The sequence below is a fragment of the Legionella sp. genome, assembly GCF_047605385.1.
Lineage (GTDB): Bacteria > Pseudomonadota > Gammaproteobacteria > Legionellales > Legionellaceae > Legionella.
Genome location: NZ_JASGFU010000015.1, coordinates 1 through 23,637, shown reverse-complemented (window position 1 = coordinate 23,637; position 23,637 = coordinate 1). Strand labels below are relative to the sequence as shown.

The window sequence follows — 23,637 nt, the reverse complement described above, 5'->3', positions numbered from 1 at the left end:
TTATAAAAAGGTGCAATTGCGTTTTCGCCATACTAAAAATCCATATTGAGAAGGTTTATGAGATTTGATTTTCCCTGCCTCCCAAGCAAGGGTGCTGTATCCTGTTGGATAACAATGTTGTCCGTCAGCGACTTGATTTACTAACTCATAGCGATATCGTGATTTTGGAGTTACGGAACAATAGTGCTCTTTACAAATAGCCCCTGACTCAGGACTTGAGTCAGCAAGAAGATATTCTCGATGCATCTTATAATTCATGCGTTCTGTAAGAAGTAATGCCGTTTGTACTGGGGATAATGGTGCATTCACATGTCCCGTTAATGGGTAATGGGTTCCTTGACTTCCTGCACACCAAAACAGACTATCCATGGGCTTTTTGCGCACCGTGGACGATAAACTGTCTGCAGCACACGAAGCTTGTGTTATGGGGTTACCAAACAATACCGATTCAGGACTTAATACAAAACTCATTTCTGAGTCCATCCAGGTGGGATCAAGCTCCGTTAAATAGGCAATATCAAAACTTCCCCCTTGCAAACACCCTACGGAAGTAATTAAATTAAGCCAGTAAATCAAGGGATATTTATACCAATGCACATGAAAAAACGCGCGTTGCTGCCCCATGCCTACGACATGCCGGCCACCACGAGCAGACTTCAGACCCATATTAAGTTTGGTTCCCCCTAAATTAACCAAACAGTAGGGGGTATCGGTGACATCGGTCAACGCCATAGGCTCCCAATAACCAATGTTTAATCCTACCCTCATTCCTAAATTGGATGGACACATGCCAACTGGTAATTTGGCATTGTCTGTATCTTCTAAAGAGGAGTTAACGATTTTGGTATTGCCAATAGATAAAGGAAACAGACAACGCCAACATACATCTTTAATTGGGTTTACAAAATGTCCAGTACAAGGGGCACTAAATAGTGGCATAGCGAACAACACGCTCAAAATAACCAAAATAAATTTAAGCCTCATCGCCGTTCTCCTTAATGGCAACCTCATGAATCACTAACTGATGATCAAGTCGTGTTACCTGAGTGGGAACTGCGGTAATACGCAGCTTTTGGGTGATTCGACCTGATTGATCAAAATAAATTGCAGCGTTCAAAGTCGTTTCTGCCTGCGAAATTGCGCCTCCCGTTAAAATGTATTTGGGATTAATACACTGCTGTGCTTTTTTCTTTGCCCAACGAATTTGTGCCTCATCATCTGCATTAAAAAATAACCAGCACGGTTGGTATGAGAGGAGCTGTTTTAAAGCATTAACCCGAGTCCCCTTGGCATAAAGTGTCCTTCCTGTACTGTCTTTGATTGCATCAGCAAGTACAAGTTCAGGAACATAATAATGGTGGCGTGAATGCATAGTGCGCACTAAATTCAAAGCTCTTGGACGATTTGCATGAGCAGCAACTTCTTTGACCCATTGTTGATTGAGTTGCTCCATGGCTCCTTGATTTTTAAGCGCGGTTAAACGCTCATAAATAAGCTTGAGAAAACTCTTCTCTTTGATTGGAAACACAGCACCAACAACGCCTAATGAGTGAGCATTGATTAAGGAGCACTGTGCTAAAAGAAGCCAAAGGAAAAGCACCCGTTTCACTTAGAACCCCTCATCGCTTGGCTCAACTCATTTATTAATTGAGAAGTAACATCCACGCCACCGCTTAAAACATGTTGCTTTTCAATAATCAATACATGGTGATTAAGCGCATACTCATTAATAATCTGTGGCAACATCTTTTTTAATTTTTGCGACGTCTTTGCAATTTGAACATCAGACGCTTGATGCAGTGCTAATTGCCGGATTAATTGAGCGTGTACCCTGTGACTATCAAAAAGTACTATCTCTGTTCGTGGACTCCAAAGGCTCCCCAATCCCAAGCCTAAAACAAAAATCCCAACTCCTAATCCATGGTGCCAACTTATGCGCATAATTCAGCTCCATAATATTTATAGGCCACTTGATTAATTGCCTCGGCCATCGGAACACCACGATGTAACAACGACTCAATATCGCTATACTCTTCACCTGAGGTTGAAAATAAAATGCGCGAAAAAGGATCGCAAAAATAACGATGGAAACTACTGACCGAACCAAATTGAATCATCACATCTGAAAAACCTTGAGCTTTTGCTTCTCCAAAAGAATCAATTAGAGTAGATTCCAAAGAAGTAAAACGATCGGGATTCTTTGCAATAAAACTTTTGAAATTACCTTGCCGCATAATAATTTTAGTATCGGAACTTGCAGCAATCGCTTCTCCCTGAATGGTATTGGTCGTATCTTGAAGATTTTGCGTAATAACAGAAAACCCACCCATATGCTTACGTGCGGTACGAAATCCTTGCTCAATAAAGGCCGCACAAATTGGGTTGGTTCCTTTAACTAGAAATCGCCACGCTTCATCAATAATGCAGCGTTTTTGCCGTTTTCGGTCTGAATTATAAAATTGACCTTGAATGATGACGATCATCACGAACATCACAATGCTCATTAATTCAGGATCATGCGTTAAACCACCTAACTCTAAAACCACAAAATTAGAGCCATTAAGCAAGGGGGTATCGCTATTAAATATATGGCCATACATTCCGGTGCTTCCGTATTTATCCAATAAAATAAGCATATCTTTAAGACGTTGATCATTTTCGGAATCAGGATGTCGCAACAAATCACGAAGTGAATTCAGCACATCATCCATTCGCGTTTTACGGCCATGCTTTTTCCAGCACTCCAATACCGCTTTTAATAACCAGGCACGTTGCACTTCGCTAATAGGCTCATGAGGACTGGCCATAATGGCTAATAAGTCGCGGATTTGAGTGTGATCATTTACCTTTTCACCCTGAATGTCCGTAACACCATCAAAATCAAATAAGGTAAATGGATTTAATGTAAGCGTTTTTGCATCATATAGGTACCTCCCACCAATTCACACAAGTGCTTGTAGGAACCACCTAAATCGATGACATAAATTTGCTGACCACGGGACAAACCATCAACAATCTGGGCTTGTTCAAAAAATGACTTTCCAGAACCTGTGCTGGCAACAGTTAATCGATTGTAGTTAGTAATGGGTAATGTTCTGTCATCAAATATATCCAAATAAAAGAGCTGATTTCGTGTGGTGGGTAATAATAAACCTTGGCTAGCTCCTTTAAAGTCGGCAATTAAAGGAGCGAGATTGGCCACATTGTAATGACTTAATTCTTTGGTTTTCCCTAATAACTCCATACCTGAAAAAAGTCCCTCAGTTAACATAAACGGAAGACTTCCTAAAAATCGTAACCATTGTATGCAGGGGCTTCGGATTAACGTGAAATCTAAACTACGATAACTGGAAATGGCTTTAGCTACATGTTCACGTTCGTGCTCTTCATCAGTAAATAAGATTAAATTATAAAAGGTAGGTAGTAGATCCAGATCTCCTCGGGAAGCATGCTCATGCACAAATCGCCATTCTGCCGCCTCGTCTCGAATTCCAGGATTAATAAAGGACTGCACTGCATTATTATTGGCATCTAGTGATTGAGCACGACTTTTAGCACGCGCTTTCATTTTTTCCTGTTTTATTCCTCGAATAGTAAATGACAATAAAAATGGGCATTGAATGCCTTGTTCTGGTTTTAAAGTATTGGCAAATAAGTCCGGGGTTTGCCACAGTGCAAATGGCTTCTTGGGGTAAGAAACGATTTCACAACTGACCATCCTTGTTTTGTGTAGGGTACCCTCCTCATCAGCCGCACTCACATTGACCGCATGGTCATTATGTCGCAATACAATCGTAGGATGGGGAATGGTGTTACTTAATCGCTCAGAAGATGGCTCTACTTCTGGCCAAGAAAACTCATTAAAATTAGGAGAAACTATCGCACGTAAGAACACTCGAAAATCCTGAACCCCACAGCGCGAATAACAAAATCCAGCTACTTTGAGTTCTGATTCAAAATCATGGCGCAACTGGACTAAATCAAGTTCCACCCCTGGACTTGCTTTTCGCGAAATAAACAGCATGCATTGGTAATCTGTAAGGGTTGCGGGAATATTTCGATGATTTTTATACCCATGATGAATGGCATTGAGATGATACTTAATACTCATACGAGCAAGTTCTGCATAAATGCCGCCTCGCTCAATAATTGGTTCAAAATTATTTTGTAACGACTGGGCAAGCCAGGGATGTTTGTACAACATGACGGTACAATCTGTACCATAGGTCAATTTACTTTTAACCATCTCAGCGATTGCTTTCATTAATGTTTCATCAGCGCCGGCCATAGGAACCAACATCAATCCAAAGCCTACTGAGTTTCGATTCACAATAAACCCATGTTCATCGACTGACTCATAAGGAAGTAATTTTGAAAATGAAGGTAAATCCATACTTAAGGATTGATTCGCGTGATGAATATCCACCAAAGAATTAGGTTTAATGCCATCTGTTTCACCCAATATATGACTTAATCGATGAAGTGCCGAACGAGTTTTATCTCGCCAATACTTTATTGTTACGCCCATGATTTCTCCCTCACCGCTTCTGAAACCCATAAAGAGCTTCCATTATGTTTTTGAACTACTCGTCCATGTCCCACATGATTACTGTAGTTAGGTTTCGTGTGATGAGTCTTTTTTCCATTATAGGTAATCATCTCATCTGCAAAATGGGTCATGTCATCGACCTGTTCGATTGTCAAACAACTGTCCGTGGCAGTCGCCTTACACGCGCTGTTGGTACTTATTGAGCTGCATCCAATACACCCTAAACTCACCAAGAACAATAAGCTAAATCTAACTCGGGTCATTGCATTTCTCCTGTGCCATTTCGACTTCCTGCATTCACCTGATCAATTCGCCCTAAAACCTCTGGGGGAACAGAAAAGTTCATTTCGTTGTTTTGATTGGAATTTGATAATTCACTGCTTTCTTGAGACAGCGCTTGTTCACTATGAACTTGCTTTTTGGCATACTCTTGTTTGTCTTCATCAGGAGCTAAATAAAAGCCGTCCTTAAAGACAATCGTGACTTCATTGCCCGCCCCAATAGGAATTGTTGGGTGATATTGCTCCGCGCGCTTAATATAATATTGCGCCAACATATCGCCTGATTTAGAGGCACCACCATAAGCGGCATAGGGAACGATATTTCCAGAAGGGATAATCGAAGTTGCTCCAATAGGACTAATGTTTTGCATACTTTGTGCATATTGCGCGGCTGAAGTAACACCCGCAATAACACCGCTTAAACCCGCCCATTTCATGACCTTGCCATCCTTCATCACAGGATTTCCCTTAATTCCCACTTTCCCTTTATAAAAAACCCATCCCGTAACGCGTTTATCAATAATCGGCTCTCCAGGATAAGCACATGATAAGTTATAAAGAGCAGCAACTGCGCGCTCACTGGAAATATCCCCATAGGTAAAACTGCTTACGCGACACCCGTGTAAACGAGCACGTTGCCCATTAGGGAGTCGTGCATCTTCTATAAACTTGAATATCATTGCCCCATTGTCTTTTTCTTGGCCGTTTACCGAGGTATCCGCATCCGCACCACCCAAAACAACCGCTTTTACCGATGTATTTGAAGGAACATAATGCTTGGGATTTAAATAATGCTTGTAATGAGTTCGGTATCGTTTAGGCTTAGGCCGAAATGAAACCATATGAATTTGGGGCACCGCGTCCGAGCGAACTGCCTGCCCAAATTGATTCAACGAATTCATGGCATAGGTGTTTGCACCATGCCAAAATTCTGGATTCTTAACTTGGCTTAATTCATTGGGTAACTGATTCTCCTGCTCTGATTTTTGCGACATTTCTTGTTTCGTGCTTGTTACCGCGGCTAATTGCGCACTAAATTCTTCTTTTAACTCTTTTAACTCTTTTAACTCTTTTAATTGCTGTTGATGTTCCTCATTCATTGTTTTAAATTTTTTCGTCCACTGACTTATTTCATTTTTAAGAGATTCCGTTTCCGTTTGCTGAGCAGTTAATGCATTTTGAGTTACAGCCTCTGTGAAAGACTCCTCGATAATTCCAGTTAAATCAGCACTGTCTTGTTTTTGTGGTTTCTTTTGAGAATGACCATCAACCATGAGTGCAAAAATCATAACAAAACAGAAGAGCACCCCACTAACAATCAAGAGCAATCGTCGAATTTGCACTTTTTTAATCAGTTTATTAAGCTGCCAATTAGCCATGTGCCACCCCTTGGATGCGATAAAGCATCGCGGTTTCTCCAGGAGCAATGGTTGCTTTGGAAAATTTCACGGCTAAGGTTCCCTCTTTTACAAACCAATCTTGCGCTAATTGCAGCGGTTCTTTTCCACCATTTCGAAGAGTAATGGTTTCGCCTGAAAGCTGCTTTCCTTCCCATGTTTCTTTTAGTTGCAGCGTAAGGCCTCGATTCCAACGCTCAACGCGCCCAAAGTATCTTTTAACAGCAACATCGGTAAAGGGTTTATTTTGTTCCATATGGGTCAAAAGAGAGGTAATCGCCTCTGGAACCTCCTCTTGGAGCACTTTTTCTGTTTTATTTACTGGTGTTGCTTTAGCAAAAACTGCCGCAGGTTCTTTAGGTATTAATTCAATAGTCTTCCCTAAAGAATCCTCTGTATTGACGGTTACCGAATAATGACGACCCAATTTTGTTGTAAGAAATAAAGTGACAGGAGCCCTTACAGGTAATATATAAACACTATGATCCCCTTTATCACGTTGAATCCCTAATGATCCTGGTGGAAAAGCGAAATCCCAAATTTCATCATTTTTAATGAGAATTCTGTTGTAATTATTAGCACTCAATGTCAAGGAAATTTCCCCGTTATTCGCAACAGGCACCCCTGCCCCTGCGAAGCTCTTCAGTGACAGAAAAATAAGTGCGTACCCAAACTTTTTAACCATGATTGTCTTCCTTATAAGATGCAAATTGGACTATGGATAGACGACCTGATGCATAACGAAATGCCAATTTATAGGTCTTCTCTTCCTCACTAATTTGTTTTATTCCAACAAAACGTGCCAACCGTCCCTTAACCTTAACCGTGAGATGTTGGGACGATGGAATAACCCGAGTAATATAGAAACTAGAGGATATTTTTTGTGCTTGAATGATTTTGGATTCTGCATTTAATGTTTTAACAAAATCGGCATAGTGCTTAGGATTCACAAACGATAACAACTGCTCATGGTTCGACTGTACTGTTTCAGGAGTCACATTCAATCGAGCATAGATAAAGTTCTTAGACATTAAACTTAAATAAGTTCCATCTACCCTATTCGCACTTTTGATGTATCCAGGACTCCCATAAAATGGGGTTATTTCAACGCTGTGACGATTCCAGCCAATATAGACCAGAGTCGATAAAACTAAATTTGCAATCAAAAGCCCAAATACCAAACAAACCATTAAGTTAAATCGTGCTGACAGCTGGCTCAGTTTATTTTGATATACTCTAAAATCCATAACTTACTCCTTAAGCGACCCATACTCGGTAATAAGATTCAGGTAATTTAGGCAGGAAAAATTGCGTCAAGGCATGTGGTAAATACCAATAAGCTAAAACCAACAAAGCTTTTGGCCCTTGCCCTTTTTTGATGGCACGCAATCCACCCACAAGACCAAAACCTAACATACTCACTAAAATTCGTTGACTTAAAAATGTAAACAGCAACAAACTGATGCCAGCAACAACAAGCTCATCTATGGTTAATGTAAGGTATCGTTTCGGCGCATCAATGTAATTTAAAAATTGATAGTTCATTGGATTCATTTCATTCCCCTTCAACTACTTGTTTTAATGAAACACGAAGATTTTAAGTAACGCTCCAGGAATAAATGCGATAAAGAACACACCAAAAAATACTTTAGGGTTACGAGCTGCAACAGCTAGAGCAGTAGCACCAACAATGTCGATTAAGATAAAAATGATCCAAAACTTCGCATCGCTAGAGAAGGTATCTTTGACATCTCCATCCAATGCAGTGACCAATAAATCTTTAGCAAACACACTATGAGTCATCACAAACATCACGAGCATCAAAGCGCCCTTGCTCATTAAATTTATAAATGATTTTCCAATATTCATTTTTCGCTCCTTATTCATTTGATGATGAAACGTAAGCAATTGACTCTAATTCACGAGCCAAATTGCTTGTTTTTTCTAAAAAGGGCATTACCATCGAGGAAAAATAACTGCATTCCCAATGATTTGAACTGATGCGCTCAAGTGTTCTGTACACAAAATTAAGATTATCCAGTGCAAACTGAATTCTGTTTGCTTTAATTAACAAAGATGATTGCCCCATCATCACTCCTGAATACCCCATATCGACTGAGCAATATTCTTTAGTATTCGCATTGGCTAATTGGCTTAAACTCGTTCCAAGATATTTGCACTCCTGAGTCAATTCTTCTTTATCTACTGGGGAAGAAAAACATACCCCACTAGCGAGCAATGCCAAACACAATGGAGTAGTCTTTATTGCTATTTTTTTAGTCAATTTCACAAGTTTTCTCCTTTTTTAGGGTATACAAATCCCTTAAGCCTTAATCGCTTAATTTTTAATCACAAATCTCATGGTTTTATTTAACGAATAAAATCGTCTTTTTTAAGTTTTTTGGTTCATTAGAAGATTCCAGAAATCACTTTAACCAATCCTTGTTCTAAGGAGGCACGTGCATCCTGAAATTTTAAATTAACCTTATCTGCATTGGATACCACACGAGTTCTATAGCGTTGATATTGGCTATCTTGCGATGACGTTTGGGAAGTAACTGTGCTACTTCCGTTCTTCAAATGGGATTGGAACTGCTCATTGATTTTAATGCCCTTACCTGCCCTTTCGCTGATTTGAACATCAGTTATCATCGTGTAATTCACATCTTTCACCAAAGAATCCGCAGCTAACCCAATGACCCCACCAGCAAGACCACCTGCAATCATGCCCGCACTTGACTGAGTAAAGCTTCCAGCAGCAGTACCGGCTACCGCACCCGCAATGGCTGAACCATAACCACCACCTAATGCTGATTGACTTGCAGCAACACTCATTTTACCTATCTTGAGAATGTTGGCTTGCACAAGGTAATGCCCTTTCTCAGGATTGGAAACGACCTGATACTCTTTTCCTATTAAGGAATTTTTTAATGCCTCATTAATATTAATCTCTTCATCAGAAGTGTTTTTAATTGAAAGGTAAATGGTTTTTTGTTTCGAAGAAATTGGTTCTAAAAAAATCGTGTCGCTTTGCTTGGTGCTGACTTGCAACGAACTATGTTCTAATGCGGTTTGAGTAGCAGCACAACCGGTTAACATTATTGATGAGGCTACCAAAGAGAGGCCTCCAATGAAATTTACTGTGTTTTTATAGGTGCATTTCATAAAATATCCTTTTTATTCTTAATAGATTAAGTGGTTAGTGCATTGCGCCCTTAGAACCAGGCCTTAAATCTTCTGCTTTAATGCGTAAATAAATTTCTTCACGATGTACTGGGATTTCTTTAGGCGCTTCAATTCCTAGACGCACTTGATTGCCTCGAATACCAAGTACTTGAATGACGACCTCATCACCGATGATGAGTTTTTCTTGTGTTCTTCGTGTCAGCAGTAACATAACTGTTCCTTAGTTTATTGAGTAAATTGTGGGGCTTCTTCCTGGTTTTGTTCTTCTGCCTCTTCCTCTTCGAGGTGTGGCATCAGTTGACTTTCTTTGACTGCTTCAATGCTTTGTGACAATGCGGTTTTAATTTTGGGTGTTTTGAATAATAAAATGCTTGAGGTCACCAATCCTCCAAGTGATAAAACGCCTGCAGTGGCTGCAATGCCAAGTGCGGGTAATTCTAAAGCACCAAGCGCACTCAGATACGCCATTGGTGTTGACCAAAAACCAGAAAGAATTCCTAAGCCAATGCCTAAAGTCGCACCGGTTATCAGTAACGCTAAAGAAATCGCAAGGACTGTGAGTCCCAATACAAGGTAATGAGTTCCATTGTATCGAGCATCCAAAATGGAATGGCATCGGTACGTAAATAGTTCCAGTGGATTAATCAAGTCATTGGGCTCCTCCACCAAACTGTCTAAAAATTGTGTTGCCGCGGAATATAAATGCATTTGTGTTAATGCATCTAATTTTTTAATTTCTGCGTCCAAATACTCAAAAGATGCATAAATACCTTGTTTGTTTTTTGATTTGTTTAACGATTTTTGAAACTTATTTTGGCAATACGATAAAGCAGCACTCATTGTTTTTTCCTTATTTATAAAAATAAAATTCCCACGTTGTTGCTCGACACCATTCAGTGCAACACACGAGGCTCATACAGTTCGAGCTCCACTTCCAGCCTCTGACTCGCCATATTGGCATCCATACTTACTTGAAAAAAATCTTTTTCAAGGTTTTCTTGATAGGCGCGCTCTAAAAGAGTGGCGCAACGACGTAGAAGAGTAATTAATTCAATTCGTGAAATTATTTTCATCTGAGGCATGCTCATTAGTGGGCTCCTAATAATTGGCGAATATGCGCCAGGTGCTTCTGGGCAATTTCAGGATTTTTTTCTTTTTCAATTTTTTTAGGAACTGTAAATTGAGGAAGTTCATGCCCTTGGTACAGTAAAGAACGTACTTGTTCATAAATACGAATAAAAACCGAATAAGCCTCCACGTCCTTTTCCATATCATAAAATGAAGCGCTCAGCTTTGAAGCAATGTAAGCAACAATAGGATGACTCCAGTTGCATTTATTTCTATAGGTACTTAAACGAATCTCATTAAACGCTTCGGAAGATGAAGGAATATTGACGTCCTCATAAAATCCTTCACAAAGCTTTCTAAACTCCATCGCATTGGGTGGGTATTTACTGTAATGCGAGCCTTTGATAATTCGGTCAACCCCACTTTCTAACGCTCTTGGAGTTAAATCATTTAATACCTCGTACCAAAGACCATTATCTTCAATACCGTGTTGGTTAATGAATAAGTTACCGTACATCATGGATAACCTCGTCCATAGCCAAGAAATGTGTTTTTTCTGCAAAATGGGTGGGCAACTCTTCTTCGATTGAGGAGCTCCAGCTAAGCGGTGAGGTAATTCCATAATGTGCGCAGAGTTTTGATATTGCGGACGATTGGGTATGGAGTGTATTGGCACGGCATTCATCGTAGTTATTCCTTAAAAAGTTCTTTTTGTTCCGTAGATGTTTCGCTTCATATTCAGATTTACGCGCTAACCAGCGTAAAAAGATGGGGTTAAAATCAGCCCATTGTGTGTTATTGATTTTGTTGTGTTGAATAAAGGCCTGAATTTCAGCTGGATTAGTTGCATGGAGGTAGCCTTTTGCTTCTGCAATGGAGATGGTTTCTGCATCAGGATAAAAATTATCACTGATAGGAACTTTTACCTGTTTGTTATTTGTTTGTTTATTATTTATATAATTATTATTTTTTACCGTATGAGTTGGAGTGTTAACTTCTATGTCATCTTTTTTGTCTAAAAGAGTGTTTTTTTCATTATGGACAATGGTTTCTGACAGATTAAGTTCTGTGTTAACTTCTCTGTTTTCACAAATTTTATTAAAAATTTTAGGTAAGTCTGGAAATAAGAATTGAAGACTTTGCCCTTCGGAAATTACTTTAAAATGGTCCCCGCATTCATGCTCAATTGATTTGATATAGTTGCGAATAGTTTGTTTTGTTGGTGTACCACTATCTTTTCTTCCTGGGGCTTTTTTTACCGTTAATATCTTTGCTAAATCAATATAAGAAATGTCTTTTGCTATTCCTGTAAATGGATCAGCTAGTGATAATAGCGATTTAATTAATGTTGAATGCGGATGGGGAATACCTTTAAATCTAGATTCAATTAATTGCCTGGCCTTATTATACTTAATTACTTCCCACATCACATTGTCCTTATAAATATAATTTCTGCTGAATTATTCTTAATTGCTTTTAAGTTAGAATAATCATAGAATGTTACAAGATAATCAATTTATGATAATTAGTTATCATATTAAATTACAATATGATAACTAATTATCATTGTAAAGAGGTATGTATGTCTTTAAATAATTTTTCTATTGAAATGGAAGTACGTGATAATGAATTAGATGCACAGGGTATTGTAAATAATTCAAATTATATGATTTATCTATCCCACGCTCGGCACAAACATGGCGAGATACTAAATATAAATCACACAGAATTTGCAAAACGAGGCCTAAATTTAATAGTTACTTCCTGTACAATGAAATTCAAAAACTCTCTTTCAGCAAATGATAAATTTATTGTTACTAGTAAAATCTGTGCTGGAGATTTACCTTATCATTGGTCACATAAGCAAGATATTAAAAGGTTATCTGATGGGAAGATCATTCTTAAGGCTGTTTTTAATGCAACGTGCGTTAATAATAACGTTGATTCTGATGACAAATTATGTATACCGAATGAAATTGAAGTATTTTTAACATGACCCGTCTTGAGAAACTCAGCTTACTTTTTTTGATCCCTTCAGCATCAATTTTAGCGACCTTTATAAGCCCTGAGTTAGAACTTATAAAGTCTTATTTCTCTTTATCCAGCAATCAACTTAGTTTGGTTATGACGTATTATTTGATGGGCTATTTGGTAGGGCAAGGAGTTTGGGGATATTTATCTACTATTTTTGGTTGTAAAATAAGCATTCGTGTTGGTGCACTTATAGCTATTATTGGTGCTTTTGTTTTATTACACGCATACTGTTATCAGAATTATAACTCTTTTATTAGAGCTAGGATGCTTATGGGGTTTGGCTCATCAGCTGGTTTAATTTGTGGATTTATAATTATAAAAGAAAATTTATCAAAAGAAATACAAAAAAAATTTATAACTTTAGTTACAATGTTTTTTACGGCAGCGATCTATACTTCAATTGCCCTTTCGGGACATTTGCTGCAATATAGTTCTATGAATGTAGTAATGGGGATGTTTTTATTCTTGGGGCTGTGTTTTTATATTTTTAGCTTATTTATTCATTCCCCAGCCAAGTTACAAACAAAACAAGCTATAGATAATAACCACTTTGATTATAAGGAAATAGGATCAACAGTAATTTATTCTCTATTGTTATCAATTACTACAATTATCACCTATCTTTATTCATTTTATGCTCCATTAATAACATCTCAATGGTTTTCTTTATCACCACAAACATATAGTACCTTTAGCTTTTTTAATTTATTTTTCATATTAATGGGAAATTATCTTTTTACATATTTAAATAGAACTTTATCTGAATACTCAATATGTATTTCGGGATTATCAATGATTATATTATCAAATATAGCTTTAATTATTGTTGATACTTTGTTGCACTTAACTGTTTCTGTGTTTTTTATTTGTTCTTATCTTATGGATTTTATACTAGGGATTATTTATCCTGCTGCTACTTTTATGGCATTGGAATATGGACGGAGCAAGGCACTTTCTTCAGCAATTATGAATATTATTAAATTATCTTTACCAATCATATCAATTTATTTCTCAAGTCTTTTTTTTCAAAATAAATTGTATGGATTTTCTTTAACTATAATAATATGTTCCAGTATTTTCTTGTTATCCTCAACACTATTGAAAGTTATTTTTCAATCAAAAATCAACCGATCATTACTTGACGCAACGATTTATAAACAGTAGTTCTACGTTTAAGCACAATAGCCCCAAAGTTAACATCAGAATACTTGCCAGCAATATTTAATAGGATTTTCTGTCCTTCATTGTCTCGAAAGCAGAAACCCACACCATGAACAATATTTTTGTGATTTCTTATATCTGCTAGTTCATGTTCTTTGTCGGTTAGTGGGTTATATAAATCCCAAAGTAATGTAAATGGCATATTATTATATGCCATTTGTTTATTTGCTTCTTTTAGCAAATAGCAATGCTTATATAATCCAGAAGTAGTGAATTCCTCAGACCAATCAATGTCACTCGATTTCGAAAAAATTATCTTCGAGTTATCATTCATAATCAATAAAGAGGAATAGGTTGCGCCTATATTTAATAACTCTTTATTTAAAAGATGGAAGTTATTTCCTATTTTTATGGTCTTTTTGCTATCCATTGTATTTTTCCTGCCAACTCTATCGAATCAGTATTAAATGAATTTTGTACCGATCGCTCAAAATTTCTTAGTATTAATTGCTCTGCACACTCTTCCAAAATCCCTATATTAAATCCGGAAGGATTTTTAAGAAAAATTAAATCACCACAAAATGTATTTAATACTTTAATTAGAATTTTACTTCCTCCAACATAATCACCATAGCGGATATAAGGCGAGAGTAAATTATTTTTAACTTGCCCAAAAATAAAGTTCTTTGTTTTACGATTTAGCTCTAATAAATTTTCTTGAGCTAAACTATCAAAATCTATCTCTTCAAATATTTTTTCACTCATCAGAATAGGTGGAGCACCTACTCCCTGAGAAATCCAGCTTACTGTAACAATTAATCCTTTCAAATTAAAATAGTCTACCAAGGAAGGGATTTTTTTTGCTGGAATTTTTACTGTACCAAGCTCCCATCTAACAAGCGTAGGAACAGATGCTCCTGCCCATTCATCTATAAGTTCTTTTCTTGTTAAATGTAGCGAAGATCGGCAATAAGTAATGCGATCACCTACGGAATTTATTAAACATTCGGTCATATTTTATTTATAATTATTTATTGTATGATAACACATTATCATTAAATTAGTTTTTATTACAGAATGCTTCAACTTATCTTGAAAAAGATCAAAAACACATAGAAGAACAATCTTTCATTCAATGTCATAATTTTAAACGATCTCCTTTAAATGTTTGGGATGACAATACTGTATATTGTGCGTGCTTCACACCTATTTGTTGCGACTCACAATCAGCTCATCAAATTGGTCCAGATTAATTGCCACTAGGCTCACATTATTTGCAACTGAACATTCCAGCCTATCACCAGACAAACGTACGTTTTTTTGGTGATTGTATTTTCGCGAGAAATTATTCAAGATCCAACAAAATACCTCATGGAAAAAATCAAGGTAAAGTGATTTTGTAATCATAGTCTTTTCTTATAAAACCTTTAAGCTGCTTTTACATCAACAATCATATGGAGGCCATCGTGCTCTAGAGAGTCTTGAATAGCCAGCGCAATAAATTGTTCCGATGAATAGCCCAAATTTTCTGCAAACTGTTTAGCTTTTTTGGCGCTCACAATCTTTCGATTGTGCTCTAAATCACATAAAAACTGCTTTGAAACACCAAGTTGTTTTGCAAAATCTATCTGGCTTACTCCTTCACCATGGCGAATAGAACGAATAGCTTTACCTAAAGTTAATCTACCTAAAGACTTTTCCAGATATTCTCGTGCATTAGTATTCATGTTTATTGACCTCAATAACAGAAATAATCACAACCTCTTTATTTTCATTTTCAATATAAAATGCTCTGTAAGCCCTATTTAATCTTATTGAACGTTGACCAGCTCGCTCTCCTTTTTAATGGTTCATCATGATAACCGAGTATAGTTCTGGTTTTATTGATGCCAATACGTTCAACTGAATCTACCCATAATAGCAGCTTTTCTTTTATATATTCAGGAACCTTAGTTAAATTCTTTTTTGCCTTAATAGTTAAGTTAACATGCCATGCCATGGCTTTATCAATTATTTCACCAGCTTATTAATATATTTAAATAATACACTAAGTTAGAGTACTATTCAAGTTATAAAGGCCGTTTTTTGGATGAACTGAACATTTCAGTTATAAATAATGTAAGCCAAAACACAATTTCATTCGCATTTAATTTAAGTCCATTTGATGCAGCGATTAAGTGCCAAATTGTTTTGAAAGCGAGCCACATCAATTATCATCCTCTCACTTATCTTCACTTAGTTTGACTACATAGTTATTAAATGCATTAATACTTTCAAAATCGACAGATAGTCTTATTTTTCCATTAGCTACTTGCTTTACTCTCACAGGAGATGAAAAATATTCATTCAATTTTTTAGTACTATCATCAAACATTTTTTTACTAATTTCGCTTTTTACAGTATCAATTAAATTTATTAGATTATTAAAACGACCTTGACGTATTAGTTCTTCGGTCTTTCTCACTGAGAAATTATTATTAACCACATATGTAATCAAGTTATCTTGCATTTCATGATCAAGTGATAAAACCGCTCTAAGATGTCCAAATTCAATTAAACCATTTGCGCACATATTTTTAATTTTAGGACTTGCATATAACGATACTCTAATTAAATTAGAAATAGTTGTTCTATGCTTTCCTACTAACATACTTACCTCTTCAACAGACAAATTAAATTTATCTTTTAAATTCAAAAGTGCCTGTGATTCTTCTAATTGTGTTAATTGATCACGCTGAACATTCTCAACAATAGCAAGAGCATAGGCTTCGGTTTCACTGACATGTTTAACAATGCAAGGCATATCTTCAAATCCAGCAATTTTGCATGCCAGATATCGTCTCTCTCCAGCTATTACTTCGTAACATTCATTACTAGTTTTTCGAACCAAGATCGGTTGAAGTACCCCATTTTTCTTTATGGAATCAACTAGTTCCAATAAATTTTCACCATTAATCAAATCTCGATTGCGCGGTTGATATATTCCTATTTTTAATTCTATTAAAGGAATATTTTTTAAAGTATTTTCCTCAAAAACAATCTTCGGAGTTCTTTTTTTTGAAAATTCAATTGCATCTACTCCCATACCTAGGATATTCAATTTTTCACTCCTTTATGCTTGCAAAAAAAAACATAAATATCTCGATAACCCTTATAAACACTGGGAAAAATACGATTTGTCCCCCAGGGGACAATATTCAATTATCAGCCATTCTTTTAATTAACTTTCTATCAGCGAACATCCATTGACTTAATGCCATTCGAATTATTGCGGGCTTAATATGGACATCAAGCATTTTTCTAGAGTTTTTAATATTCAACTCTAATGTGATTAACTTTTCCATTAATTCAATATTCACATTAGCTTGAACAGGGTTAGAACCAATATTTTTCATATTGGCACCTAACTTAATTTGCGTTAATAAATTTATTAAAACGTAATCATCTGATGGATTATTCCAATTAATATCATCAATAGCAGACACTCTAAAAAAATGTTCTAAAGCTTCATTAACTAATTGGGACTGCTTGCCCTTTCCGGTATATTCTTCTTTAGCTTTTTCTTGTATTGAATTCCAAAGTTTACCAGGAATTCGTAAAGTAATTTTCTTCTGTTTTAGACTTTTGCTATCTTTTTCTTCTGGTTTTTCTAAAAACATATCTACTCCCATTAGACCTTATCAAGTAGAAAACTCTCAAAACTTTTTAAGAGCATCGAAAAATCTTCTACTGACTCTACCTGATTAATATTAGAAATTTGTTTTAGCTGAGGCAATAATTCTAAAAGCTTTTTTCCAGCTTTAACACAATGATCGTGAGTTTTAATGGAAAATGTAGCAACAGATTTTTTCCGACCATCCGTGCCGCGTTTCAGTGGCTTAATCTGCCCATCAGAGTTATCGACTTTATTATTCTTTAGAAGCTTATGAATAAACGACTCCTGTTTGTCAGCTCTTGTAATTGCGGCAACTTTTATTAAATTATTAGCGGAAAGCATACCTCTTTTAAGACTATCTAAAATGATTGGATGAAATTTTTCTGGATTTAATATCATCTTTAAAATAACTGCAGCAAAATCCTTTTTAATCTTTAATCTTTCACGTAATTCTCGAACTGTTATAGATGGATTCGCTTTTATCTCTTCTATTGCTAACTGATAATTTCCAAAAGGAGATACATTAGCTCTCAAACTATTTTCAGTAATCTGCCGCCCTATCTTTTCTCTCGTAGATAAGTCATGCAATCCTTCATTTCTAATAGCACGTATATAAGGGATTCTTCCCAATATACAAGCTAAACGACGTAAATGACCTTCTAATACAATTAAAGTATTTCCTTCAGAATCAGATTCAATCTCTATTGGTTGAATTTGACCTGTCTCTCTTAGACTCTTGGCTAGATCAACTAAGAACTCATATTCTTTTTGTTGTTCTTTATTTGGATTATTAAATAAGGTACTAAAATCAGGGAAATGAGCTACTTCAACAATTTTTCCATCAACTTCATTTTCTTCTATTTTTACAAGACAATTTGGTAAGTCATTGCTTTCTAAAACATCCGACATATCTATGCCAACATGCTTAACCAGCCATTCATCATCAATTATCCAATCAGGCCTTGGATTATGAGTACTAGGTTTTAACGCTTTAGGACGAACCTTATAATACCCCTCAAATCCACCATCGTTAAAGCTAAGCTGCATCGAAATATTACCAAAGTTTAGGGCTTTACTTGCATCCCCCTTTGAAGCATTTCTCTTAACATTTTTTTTCTCTTCTGAAGCGATATCATCAAAATTATTATTTCCTAATATCATCGTCATTATACTTCCTCCATTAATTCAAAATTTTCTTCTGCTAAAATGCCTTTTTCTTTAATAAGGTGGTCATAACCCATTTTGGAAAAAATATAATTACACGCATTAATTGCATCTATTCTTAAAGTTGAATTTCTTTTTAATCCCTTAAATGGCATTGATAAATCAGCACCTTTAGTATCAACCTTAGCCATATCCCCAGAATCTCTTAATTCACATGGAATAAGATAAGGCTTTATATAGTGACTTTCTTCTAATTTTTGACGCTGCTCATCTTGTCCAGTACGTTTATTCCAGGCTTTTTGATTAACAAGGAACCCAATTAATTTGCTTGCTTGAGATCTTGTTTTCTTTTCATTTTGCTCATGAAAACAATGGAGCATTGCATTTAACCCCTCACAACTTTTCTCTTGAAGTTGAAAAGGCATAACGGTATGAGTAGCTGCTCGCATTAAGCCAACTGAAGTTATTGAAATTGCGGGTGCACAATCCGCAACAACTAAATCAAATCCCACTTTCATCATTCGTTCTGGTTCGAAAAACTTTCGAGGAATATCATATAAATCTTCATAAGATAATGTACTATCAAATTGCATTTCCTCAATTTTTTTTAAAATTTCATTATGAGCAGGTATTACTTTCAAGTTTTCATATTCGTAAGAAGGGTAGACTGCAATAGGCTGATCTTTTATATATAATGAAGCTAGACTAGAAACCCCATCCCAATTCGGATGCAATTGAGAATTATATTCAGGATGTATAGGTGGAAAATATTTAGCTGGCAGCTCTATCCTGTCGTCTTTAACTATACGTTTACTCAAATTAGCTTGTCCATCTCCATCAACAGCCAATACACGCAGGCCAAGAACAGTTACGGCATAACTAATAAGCAATTGAGTTAAAGCTGTTTTTCCAACCCCCCCTTTATTATTTGCAATAACTAAAATTTTTGCTTTATTTTCATTTTTAATCATTTTAATTCCTCAATTTATTATTATCCTGTTATATACGGTACCTTAAAAATAAAATTAAATAAAGCATTTATGCACTACAGTAGTGCAAAATAAATAAAGGGGTTCTTTTTATTGATGAATCACAAAATAAAAATATTTTTATTATTATTTATCAATATGTTATGTAAAATTATAGTGCGCTTAATAACTAAATAAAAAAAACAGTATTGATCAATTAATTTTTGTAGTGCATATTATTCGGAAATAACAAAATAAAACAAATGGATAGGAAAATGTAATAGGACAGTAAAAATATAAAAACCAAGAAGAGTCTGCAAACTCTTCTTGGCTAAAGAAATTTAGCTCCGAACGAGACTAACTATATTTAAGAACATCAATTCCAAGCGACAGTTCTTTAATACTTCTTCTTTATTTTAGTCTCGTTCCCTAAAAAAAACAATAAGATAAGGATATTATCTATGGGAACCCTTTGTTCAATTTTTCATTCGAGATTTAAAAATCTCATTAAAATAATCCCATCAGCTCGAAAAGCTCAATTGATGGACTACATTCTGCTAGGCTGGCAAACCAGCACTTATAAGTTAAAAGGCTCCGATCAAAAGTGGTTTATGAAACCCTATTCTCAAATTGTTGAGGATACGGGTATCCCTCAAAGCACGCTTGAGCGGTATATTAAGGAACTTAATGATTCCGGGTTCATTGAACGGCGCCAGGCACTTTACAGCAGAACCAATGAGACAGGGGCATTTGAAATAAAAAAAGGTACTTACATTTATATTACTGAACAACTACTTGGTTTGCTTAAACCATCTGAAAACACACCCAAAAACGATTCACTAAGTCAAAATAAAGATATTCACAATGAGGAAGACACTTCCCCTAAAGGAAACTGCTCAGAAAAAAACAATAAAAACCCAACATGTTCAAATTTAGAAAAAAATGAGGGAAACGATCCCGTTAAAATGAGGGGAATATATATAAGAGATCTTTATTATTCTTTTAACAATAATATTAAGTTGAAACAATTAGTTAAATCAGTGGATAAAACCACCTTAGATCGACTCATCAACCAATATGCAACGATTCAGATGTTTGTTAACACCGAAATTAAAGAAGAAATATCCGAAGAAATTAAAAAATTACTTCTTGGAACTTTTTTCAATTTAACGTTTGAGCATAAAAAACAGTTTTCATCTCCTGGACAAGTGGCAGCCGAATACCTTTTTTCGTTAATCAATACAGAATTTTGTTTACCTAGCATGCAGGATTTTAAACATCGAAACAACAGCCTTTCTAAAATCATGCGTAGCAATAATTGGAGAACTCCGAAAGGCTTTTATAACCATTTTTATTTGGGTCAAAATTTCAAAGACAAACAGGATATTAGAGAGAAACAATGGCAAGAAACAAAAGAACGTGAACTGAATCAATCAAATGAGTTTTTAAAGGACGATCGATTAACACACATTGAAGAACTAATGTTTAAGAAAAGCACGCTTATTGAGGAGCTTACAAAAAGTATCCATGAACAAACGACTAGAGAGAACATCGCATTCATTCGTGAACAAATACAAAAGGCACAAGAGGAATTGGAATGCTTATGGCATCAACAATCGGTTATTGAACAAGAGCTGGAACAGCAAGACAATGCACAAAAAATAAAGCGTTGTGCCTAAATAGAGGGAAACGCTTCATTGTATTGGATGGTGTAGGATTTGAATGAGTATCGATTTATTTTATGCATGAGTTAACATCACAAGAACTGATGTATCAAATGAAGAACCTGATGCTTAACGTTGCTGTTTAAGTCATTAGGTTTTAATTCATTCGGGGTGTGTTGATTTACGTTCTGGGGATAAGCCTGTGTTTTTGATTAACAAATAGACAAATAAAGTGGAATAGATTAAAATATGACCTCTTTTTGTTCTGCATCGATGAGTGATGCAATAAGCCGTTTAAACATCTTAAGGAGGTTCTAGTGATTGATTTAGTGGATAACCGGATTGTAAAGGCATCGTTTAGAGAAAACCCACCCGAAGAAAGGAAGCTATTTCCTCAGTCGACTTGCTTAATGCCCATCAGTGTCGGACAAACTATTCACGAAGGGGCAAAATTTGAGGCGGTCATTAAACTGATTAACCACTCTTTTAAGCAATGCACTATTCTTGTGGACGATAGTGTGCAGCGCCATACCCTTGGGATTATGAATCATGCGACTCCCGATGAATTGTATCAATTGGCGGTTAGAGAAGGGGATGCCTGGTTAAAGCGAAACGAGAGGGCCTACAGCCAATTAACCATTCCCTTTGAGATTATGCGATGGGATGAATGGTATAACAGTCCTAATTACATCAACAGCCATTTGCGTGTACAAAAGGAATACGATTCCAATAAATTGTTCCAACAAGCCATCCATGCCAATATTGATGATTTTTTAACACGCTATTTAAGTCGGTTTAATCAAGAGGATATCGACCATGACCGAGCATTCAGGTTATGCCTGGATTATCTGATTGAGGAATGTGCAGTGATGTGTTTATGGACAGAAAAAGCATATGATTTTGAAGTGTATCCCAGTGGGCGAAATAAAGCGATGGCGGCAACCTGGCATTATTTAATCCAACCGCATTATCCGCATTTTCTAAGACCTGTGGCACTTCGATTTAAAAAATATCCTGCACAAGTAGAGCAGGAACTGCTTTCTCAGGTCATGTCCAATAGTCAGCGTGTTGAAACGCAATAAATGACATTAGGAAGGGAGTCTCTTTTTAATCCATTGCTCAATTTCAACAACGCTTTCATGGGTTACTTGCAACAGTTGCTGATAAAGCGGCTCGAGTAATGTGCGTTGTCCTGTTTTCCAATACCGCTCCAGGTATTGACAGGCCATTTTCATCCGAACAGCACCGACATAGACCACGCCACCCTTGATTTTATGGGCGAGTTGCTGTGTTCTTTCCCAATCTAGTTCATCATGCGTCTTTTTAAGTTGAGTCATATCATCAGGTAAGGAGTCGAGCATGAATTGCAACATCTCTCCAAGCATGTGTTCCGATCCGGTTGTCTTAATGCCTTCTTCTTCATCCAGTATTGGAAATGACAATAAATCAAATAATTCATTTTCTGTTTCCGGTAAATCAGAAGCCCAAGGAGTTGAAGCAGATTCTTCCCGTGGTTTTTGGGAAATAAAGGAGCCTAATATCTCATCGCAACTCTTTTTTGATAAAGGTTTGCTTAAGACGGCGTTCATTCCAGACTCAATGCATCGTTGTTTGTTTTCCTCGCCTACATGTGCCGTGAGCGCAATAATCGGCGTATGACGATTTTTGGCAACCTCCTGCACGCGAATGTGATGAGTCACTTGATAACCATCCATGTCGGGAAGTCCAATATCCATAAAGATCAGATCGTACTCGTTTTGCTTCCAAAGATTCAATGCCTCTTGCCCATTAGCCGCTACATCCACATGACAGCCTGATTGAGTCAGTATGGATTTGGCAACCGTTTGCGCGATGGTATTGTCCTCAACAACCAATACTTGATGCTTAAAGTTTTTCGTGTCGGGTGCTTTGGTGGTGGCTTTTATACTGGGCGTCATGATTTGGGAAGAGGGCAGGGCAAGATTGTCTTCAAAATCCTCAACAAGCCCAGTGTCGTCTTCAATAAGTGATACGTTTAATGGAATAACGCAGGTAAATGTACTTCCTTGTTGCAACGCACTGTCTACGTAAATTTCCCCATTCAGATCATCAATAAATTGTTTGATAACAGAAAGCCCTAATCCTGCGCCTTTATAAATCCCTTTGTAAGAGGGTGTTAATCGTTTGAAATGCAGAAAAATTTCCTGCTGCTTGTCCTTGGGTATCCCCATCCCACTGTCTTGAACCATCAATTTAATAATGATTTCCCTATTCTTTCGGTGTGCGAGTGTCACGGTGAGTTTGACAGAACCTGAATCGGTAAAGTTAAGTGCGTTGGTGAGTAACTCAAGAACAATGCGGTGAATGCGAACGCTATCGCCAATAAGGTATTGAGGGATGTTTTTATCAAAATCCATGGAAAAATCCAGGCCTTTTGAAGCGGCTTTGGCTTTATTTAAATCCATTGCATGCTGTACAATATGATTCAAAACGAATTTTTTTTTGAAATTTTGGAATTACCCCAGAGCGGA

Annotated in this window: 31 protein-coding genes; 4 read left to right on the top strand and 27 right to left on the bottom strand. The window is 36.5% G+C overall.

The window, feature by feature from the left end:
* The 18 genes from traU to QM652_RS05210 all read right to left on the bottom strand — a co-directional run bounded on the left by traU (position 1) and on the right by QM652_RS05210 (position 11,908).
* Complete coding sequence (gene traU, locus QM652_RS05295; RefSeq protein WP_415073561.1) at positions 1-984, bottom strand: conjugal transfer pilus assembly protein TraU; 984 nt, start codon at positions 982-984, stop codon at positions 1-3.
* On the bottom strand, positions 974-1,609 hold the full coding sequence (traW, locus tag QM652_RS05290; protein WP_415073559.1) for a type-F conjugative transfer system protein TraW: 636 nt from the start codon (positions 1,607-1,609) through the stop codon (positions 974-976). The genes traU and traW overlap by 11 nt, the downstream gene beginning before the upstream one ends.
* Positions 1,606-1,941, bottom strand: coding sequence for a TrbI F-type domain-containing protein (locus QM652_RS05285; RefSeq protein WP_415073557.1), 336 nt, complete (start codon positions 1,939-1,941; stop codon positions 1,606-1,608). The genes traW and QM652_RS05285 overlap by 4 nt, the downstream gene beginning before the upstream one ends.
* Positions 1,932-2,807 (bottom strand): hypothetical protein, encoded by an 876-nt coding sequence (locus tag QM652_RS05280; protein WP_415073555.1) that lies wholly within the window; start codon positions 2,805-2,807, stop codon positions 1,932-1,934. The genes QM652_RS05285 and QM652_RS05280 overlap by 10 nt, the downstream gene beginning before the upstream one ends.
* 92 nt (positions 2,808-2,899) lie before the next feature.
* Positions 2,900-4,528 (bottom strand): TraC family protein, encoded by a 1,629-nt coding sequence (locus QM652_RS05275; RefSeq protein ID WP_415073553.1) that lies wholly within the window; start codon positions 4,526-4,528, stop codon positions 2,900-2,902.
* Entirely contained in the window at positions 4,519-4,812 is a 294-nt protein-coding gene (locus tag QM652_RS05270; RefSeq protein ID WP_415073551.1) for a conjugal transfer protein, read from the bottom strand. The genes QM652_RS05275 and QM652_RS05270 overlap by 10 nt, the downstream gene beginning before the upstream one ends.
* A complete protein-coding gene (locus tag QM652_RS05265) occupies positions 4,809-6,209 on the bottom strand; it encodes a TrbI/VirB10 family protein (protein ID WP_415073549.1) in 1,401 nt (466 codons plus the stop codon). Before QM652_RS05265 ends, QM652_RS05270 begins: the two co-directional genes overlap by 4 nt.
* Positions 6,202-6,912: a type-F conjugative transfer system secretin TraK gene (gene traK / locus QM652_RS05260; protein ID WP_415073547.1), complete on the bottom strand. Its 711-nt coding sequence runs from the start codon at positions 6,910-6,912 to the stop codon at positions 6,202-6,204. Before traK ends, QM652_RS05265 begins: the two co-directional genes overlap by 8 nt.
* Complete coding sequence (traE, locus tag QM652_RS05255) at positions 6,905-7,474, bottom strand: type IV conjugative transfer system protein TraE (protein WP_415073545.1); 570 nt, start codon at positions 7,472-7,474, stop codon at positions 6,905-6,907. The genes traK and traE overlap by 8 nt, the downstream gene beginning before the upstream one ends.
* A 10-nt stretch (positions 7,475-7,484) precedes the next feature.
* On the bottom strand, positions 7,485-7,781 hold the full coding sequence (gene traL, locus QM652_RS05250; protein ID WP_415073543.1) for a type IV conjugative transfer system protein TraL: 297 nt from the start codon (positions 7,779-7,781) through the stop codon (positions 7,485-7,487).
* Between the two features lie 24 nt (positions 7,782-7,805).
* Positions 7,806-8,096 carry a hypothetical protein gene (locus tag QM652_RS05245; RefSeq protein ID WP_415073541.1) on the bottom strand — a complete coding sequence of 97 codons (291 nt, stop codon included), beginning with the start codon at positions 8,094-8,096 and terminating at the stop codon, positions 7,806-7,808.
* A 10-nt stretch (positions 8,097-8,106) separates the two neighbouring features.
* Positions 8,107-8,517 carry a hypothetical protein gene (locus QM652_RS05240; RefSeq protein ID WP_415073539.1) on the bottom strand — a complete coding sequence of 137 codons (411 nt, stop codon included), beginning with the start codon at positions 8,515-8,517 and terminating at the stop codon, positions 8,107-8,109.
* Positions 8,518-8,636: 119 nt separating this feature from the next.
* A complete protein-coding gene (locus tag QM652_RS05235; protein ID WP_415073537.1) occupies positions 8,637-9,392 on the bottom strand; it encodes a complement resistance protein TraT in 756 nt (251 codons plus the stop codon).
* A 34-nt stretch (positions 9,393-9,426) separates the two neighbouring features.
* Positions 9,427-9,624: a carbon storage regulator CsrA gene (gene csrA / locus QM652_RS05230; RefSeq protein WP_415073535.1), complete on the bottom strand. Its 198-nt coding sequence runs from the start codon at positions 9,622-9,624 to the stop codon at positions 9,427-9,429.
* A gap of 14 nt (positions 9,625-9,638) precedes the next feature.
* Positions 9,639-10,253, bottom strand: a complete 615-nt coding sequence (locus QM652_RS05225; RefSeq protein ID WP_415073533.1) for a hypothetical protein — start codon at positions 10,251-10,253, stop codon at positions 9,639-9,641.
* 53 nt (positions 10,254-10,306) lie between these two features.
* Positions 10,307-10,501: a hypothetical protein gene (locus QM652_RS05220; RefSeq protein WP_415073531.1), complete on the bottom strand. Its 195-nt coding sequence runs from the start codon at positions 10,499-10,501 to the stop codon at positions 10,307-10,309.
* Positions 10,501-11,001, bottom strand: a complete 501-nt coding sequence (locus QM652_RS05215; RefSeq protein ID WP_415073529.1) for a hypothetical protein — start codon at positions 10,999-11,001, stop codon at positions 10,501-10,503. Before QM652_RS05215 ends, QM652_RS05220 begins: the two co-directional genes overlap by 1 nt.
* The gene (locus QM652_RS05210; RefSeq protein WP_415073527.1) at positions 10,988-11,908 is read right to left on the bottom strand and encodes a hypothetical protein; all 921 of its coding nucleotides are present in this window, start codon (positions 11,906-11,908) and stop codon (positions 10,988-10,990) included. Before QM652_RS05210 ends, QM652_RS05215 begins: the two co-directional genes overlap by 14 nt.
* A gap of 155 nt (positions 11,909-12,063) precedes the next feature.
* On the opposite strand from QM652_RS05210, the gene QM652_RS05205 reads away from it, so the two are divergent.
* Entirely contained in the window at positions 12,064-12,477 is a 414-nt protein-coding gene (locus QM652_RS05205) for an acyl-CoA thioesterase (RefSeq protein ID WP_415073525.1), read from the top strand.
* Positions 12,474-13,679 (top strand): MFS transporter, encoded by a 1,206-nt coding sequence (locus QM652_RS05200; RefSeq protein ID WP_415073523.1) that lies wholly within the window; start codon positions 12,474-12,476, stop codon positions 13,677-13,679. Before QM652_RS05205 ends, QM652_RS05200 begins: the two co-directional genes overlap by 4 nt.
* Here the strand turns inward: QM652_RS05200 and QM652_RS05195 are convergent.
* The 8 genes from QM652_RS05195 to QM652_RS05160 form a co-directional block, all read right to left on the bottom strand.
* Positions 13,639-14,106 carry a hypothetical protein gene (locus tag QM652_RS05195; protein ID WP_415073521.1) on the bottom strand — a complete coding sequence of 156 codons (468 nt, stop codon included), beginning with the start codon at positions 14,104-14,106 and terminating at the stop codon, positions 13,639-13,641. The two genes, QM652_RS05200 and QM652_RS05195, sit on opposite strands and share 41 nt — an antisense overlap.
* Entirely contained in the window at positions 14,085-14,690 is a 606-nt protein-coding gene (locus tag QM652_RS05190; RefSeq protein WP_415073519.1) for a helix-turn-helix domain-containing protein, read from the bottom strand. Before QM652_RS05190 ends, QM652_RS05195 begins: the two co-directional genes overlap by 22 nt.
* Before the next feature lie 413 nt (positions 14,691-15,103).
* Positions 15,104-15,403 carry a helix-turn-helix domain-containing protein gene (locus QM652_RS05185; protein WP_415073517.1) on the bottom strand — a complete coding sequence of 100 codons (300 nt, stop codon included), beginning with the start codon at positions 15,401-15,403 and terminating at the stop codon, positions 15,104-15,106.
* A gap of 74 nt (positions 15,404-15,477) precedes the next feature.
* Positions 15,478-15,675: a hypothetical protein gene (locus QM652_RS05180; RefSeq protein WP_415073515.1), complete on the bottom strand. Its 198-nt coding sequence runs from the start codon at positions 15,673-15,675 to the stop codon at positions 15,478-15,480.
* Positions 15,676-15,897: 222 nt separating this feature from the next.
* Positions 15,898-16,776 (bottom strand): ParB/RepB/Spo0J family partition protein, encoded by an 879-nt coding sequence (locus QM652_RS05175; protein WP_415073513.1) that lies wholly within the window; start codon positions 16,774-16,776, stop codon positions 15,898-15,900.
* 97 nt (positions 16,777-16,873) lie between these two features.
* Complete coding sequence (locus QM652_RS05170) at positions 16,874-17,335, bottom strand: hypothetical protein (protein WP_415073511.1); 462 nt, start codon at positions 17,333-17,335, stop codon at positions 16,874-16,876.
* Between the two features lie 11 nt (positions 17,336-17,346).
* Positions 17,347-18,498 carry a ParB/RepB/Spo0J family partition protein gene (locus QM652_RS05165; protein WP_415073509.1) on the bottom strand — a complete coding sequence of 384 codons (1,152 nt, stop codon included), beginning with the start codon at positions 18,496-18,498 and terminating at the stop codon, positions 17,347-17,349.
* A complete protein-coding gene (locus QM652_RS05160) occupies positions 18,498-19,466 on the bottom strand; it encodes a ParA family protein (protein WP_415073507.1) in 969 nt (322 codons plus the stop codon). The genes QM652_RS05165 and QM652_RS05160 overlap by 1 nt, the downstream gene beginning before the upstream one ends.
* 608 nt (positions 19,467-20,074) lie before the next feature.
* On the opposite strand from QM652_RS05160, the gene QM652_RS05155 reads away from it, so the two are divergent.
* Entirely contained in the window at positions 20,075-21,142 is a 1,068-nt protein-coding gene (locus tag QM652_RS05155; protein ID WP_415073505.1) for a hypothetical protein, read from the top strand.
* Between the two features lie 302 nt (positions 21,143-21,444).
* Positions 21,445-22,209 (top strand): hypothetical protein, encoded by a 765-nt coding sequence (locus tag QM652_RS05150; protein ID WP_415073503.1) that lies wholly within the window; start codon positions 21,445-21,447, stop codon positions 22,207-22,209.
* Positions 22,210-22,215: 6 nt separating this feature from the next.
* On the opposite strand, the gene QM652_RS05145 is transcribed toward QM652_RS05150, so the two are convergent.
* Positions 22,216-23,571: a response regulator gene (locus tag QM652_RS05145; protein ID WP_415073501.1), complete on the bottom strand. Its 1,356-nt coding sequence runs from the start codon at positions 23,569-23,571 to the stop codon at positions 22,216-22,218.
* Between the last annotated feature and the right edge of the window lie 66 nt (positions 23,572-23,637).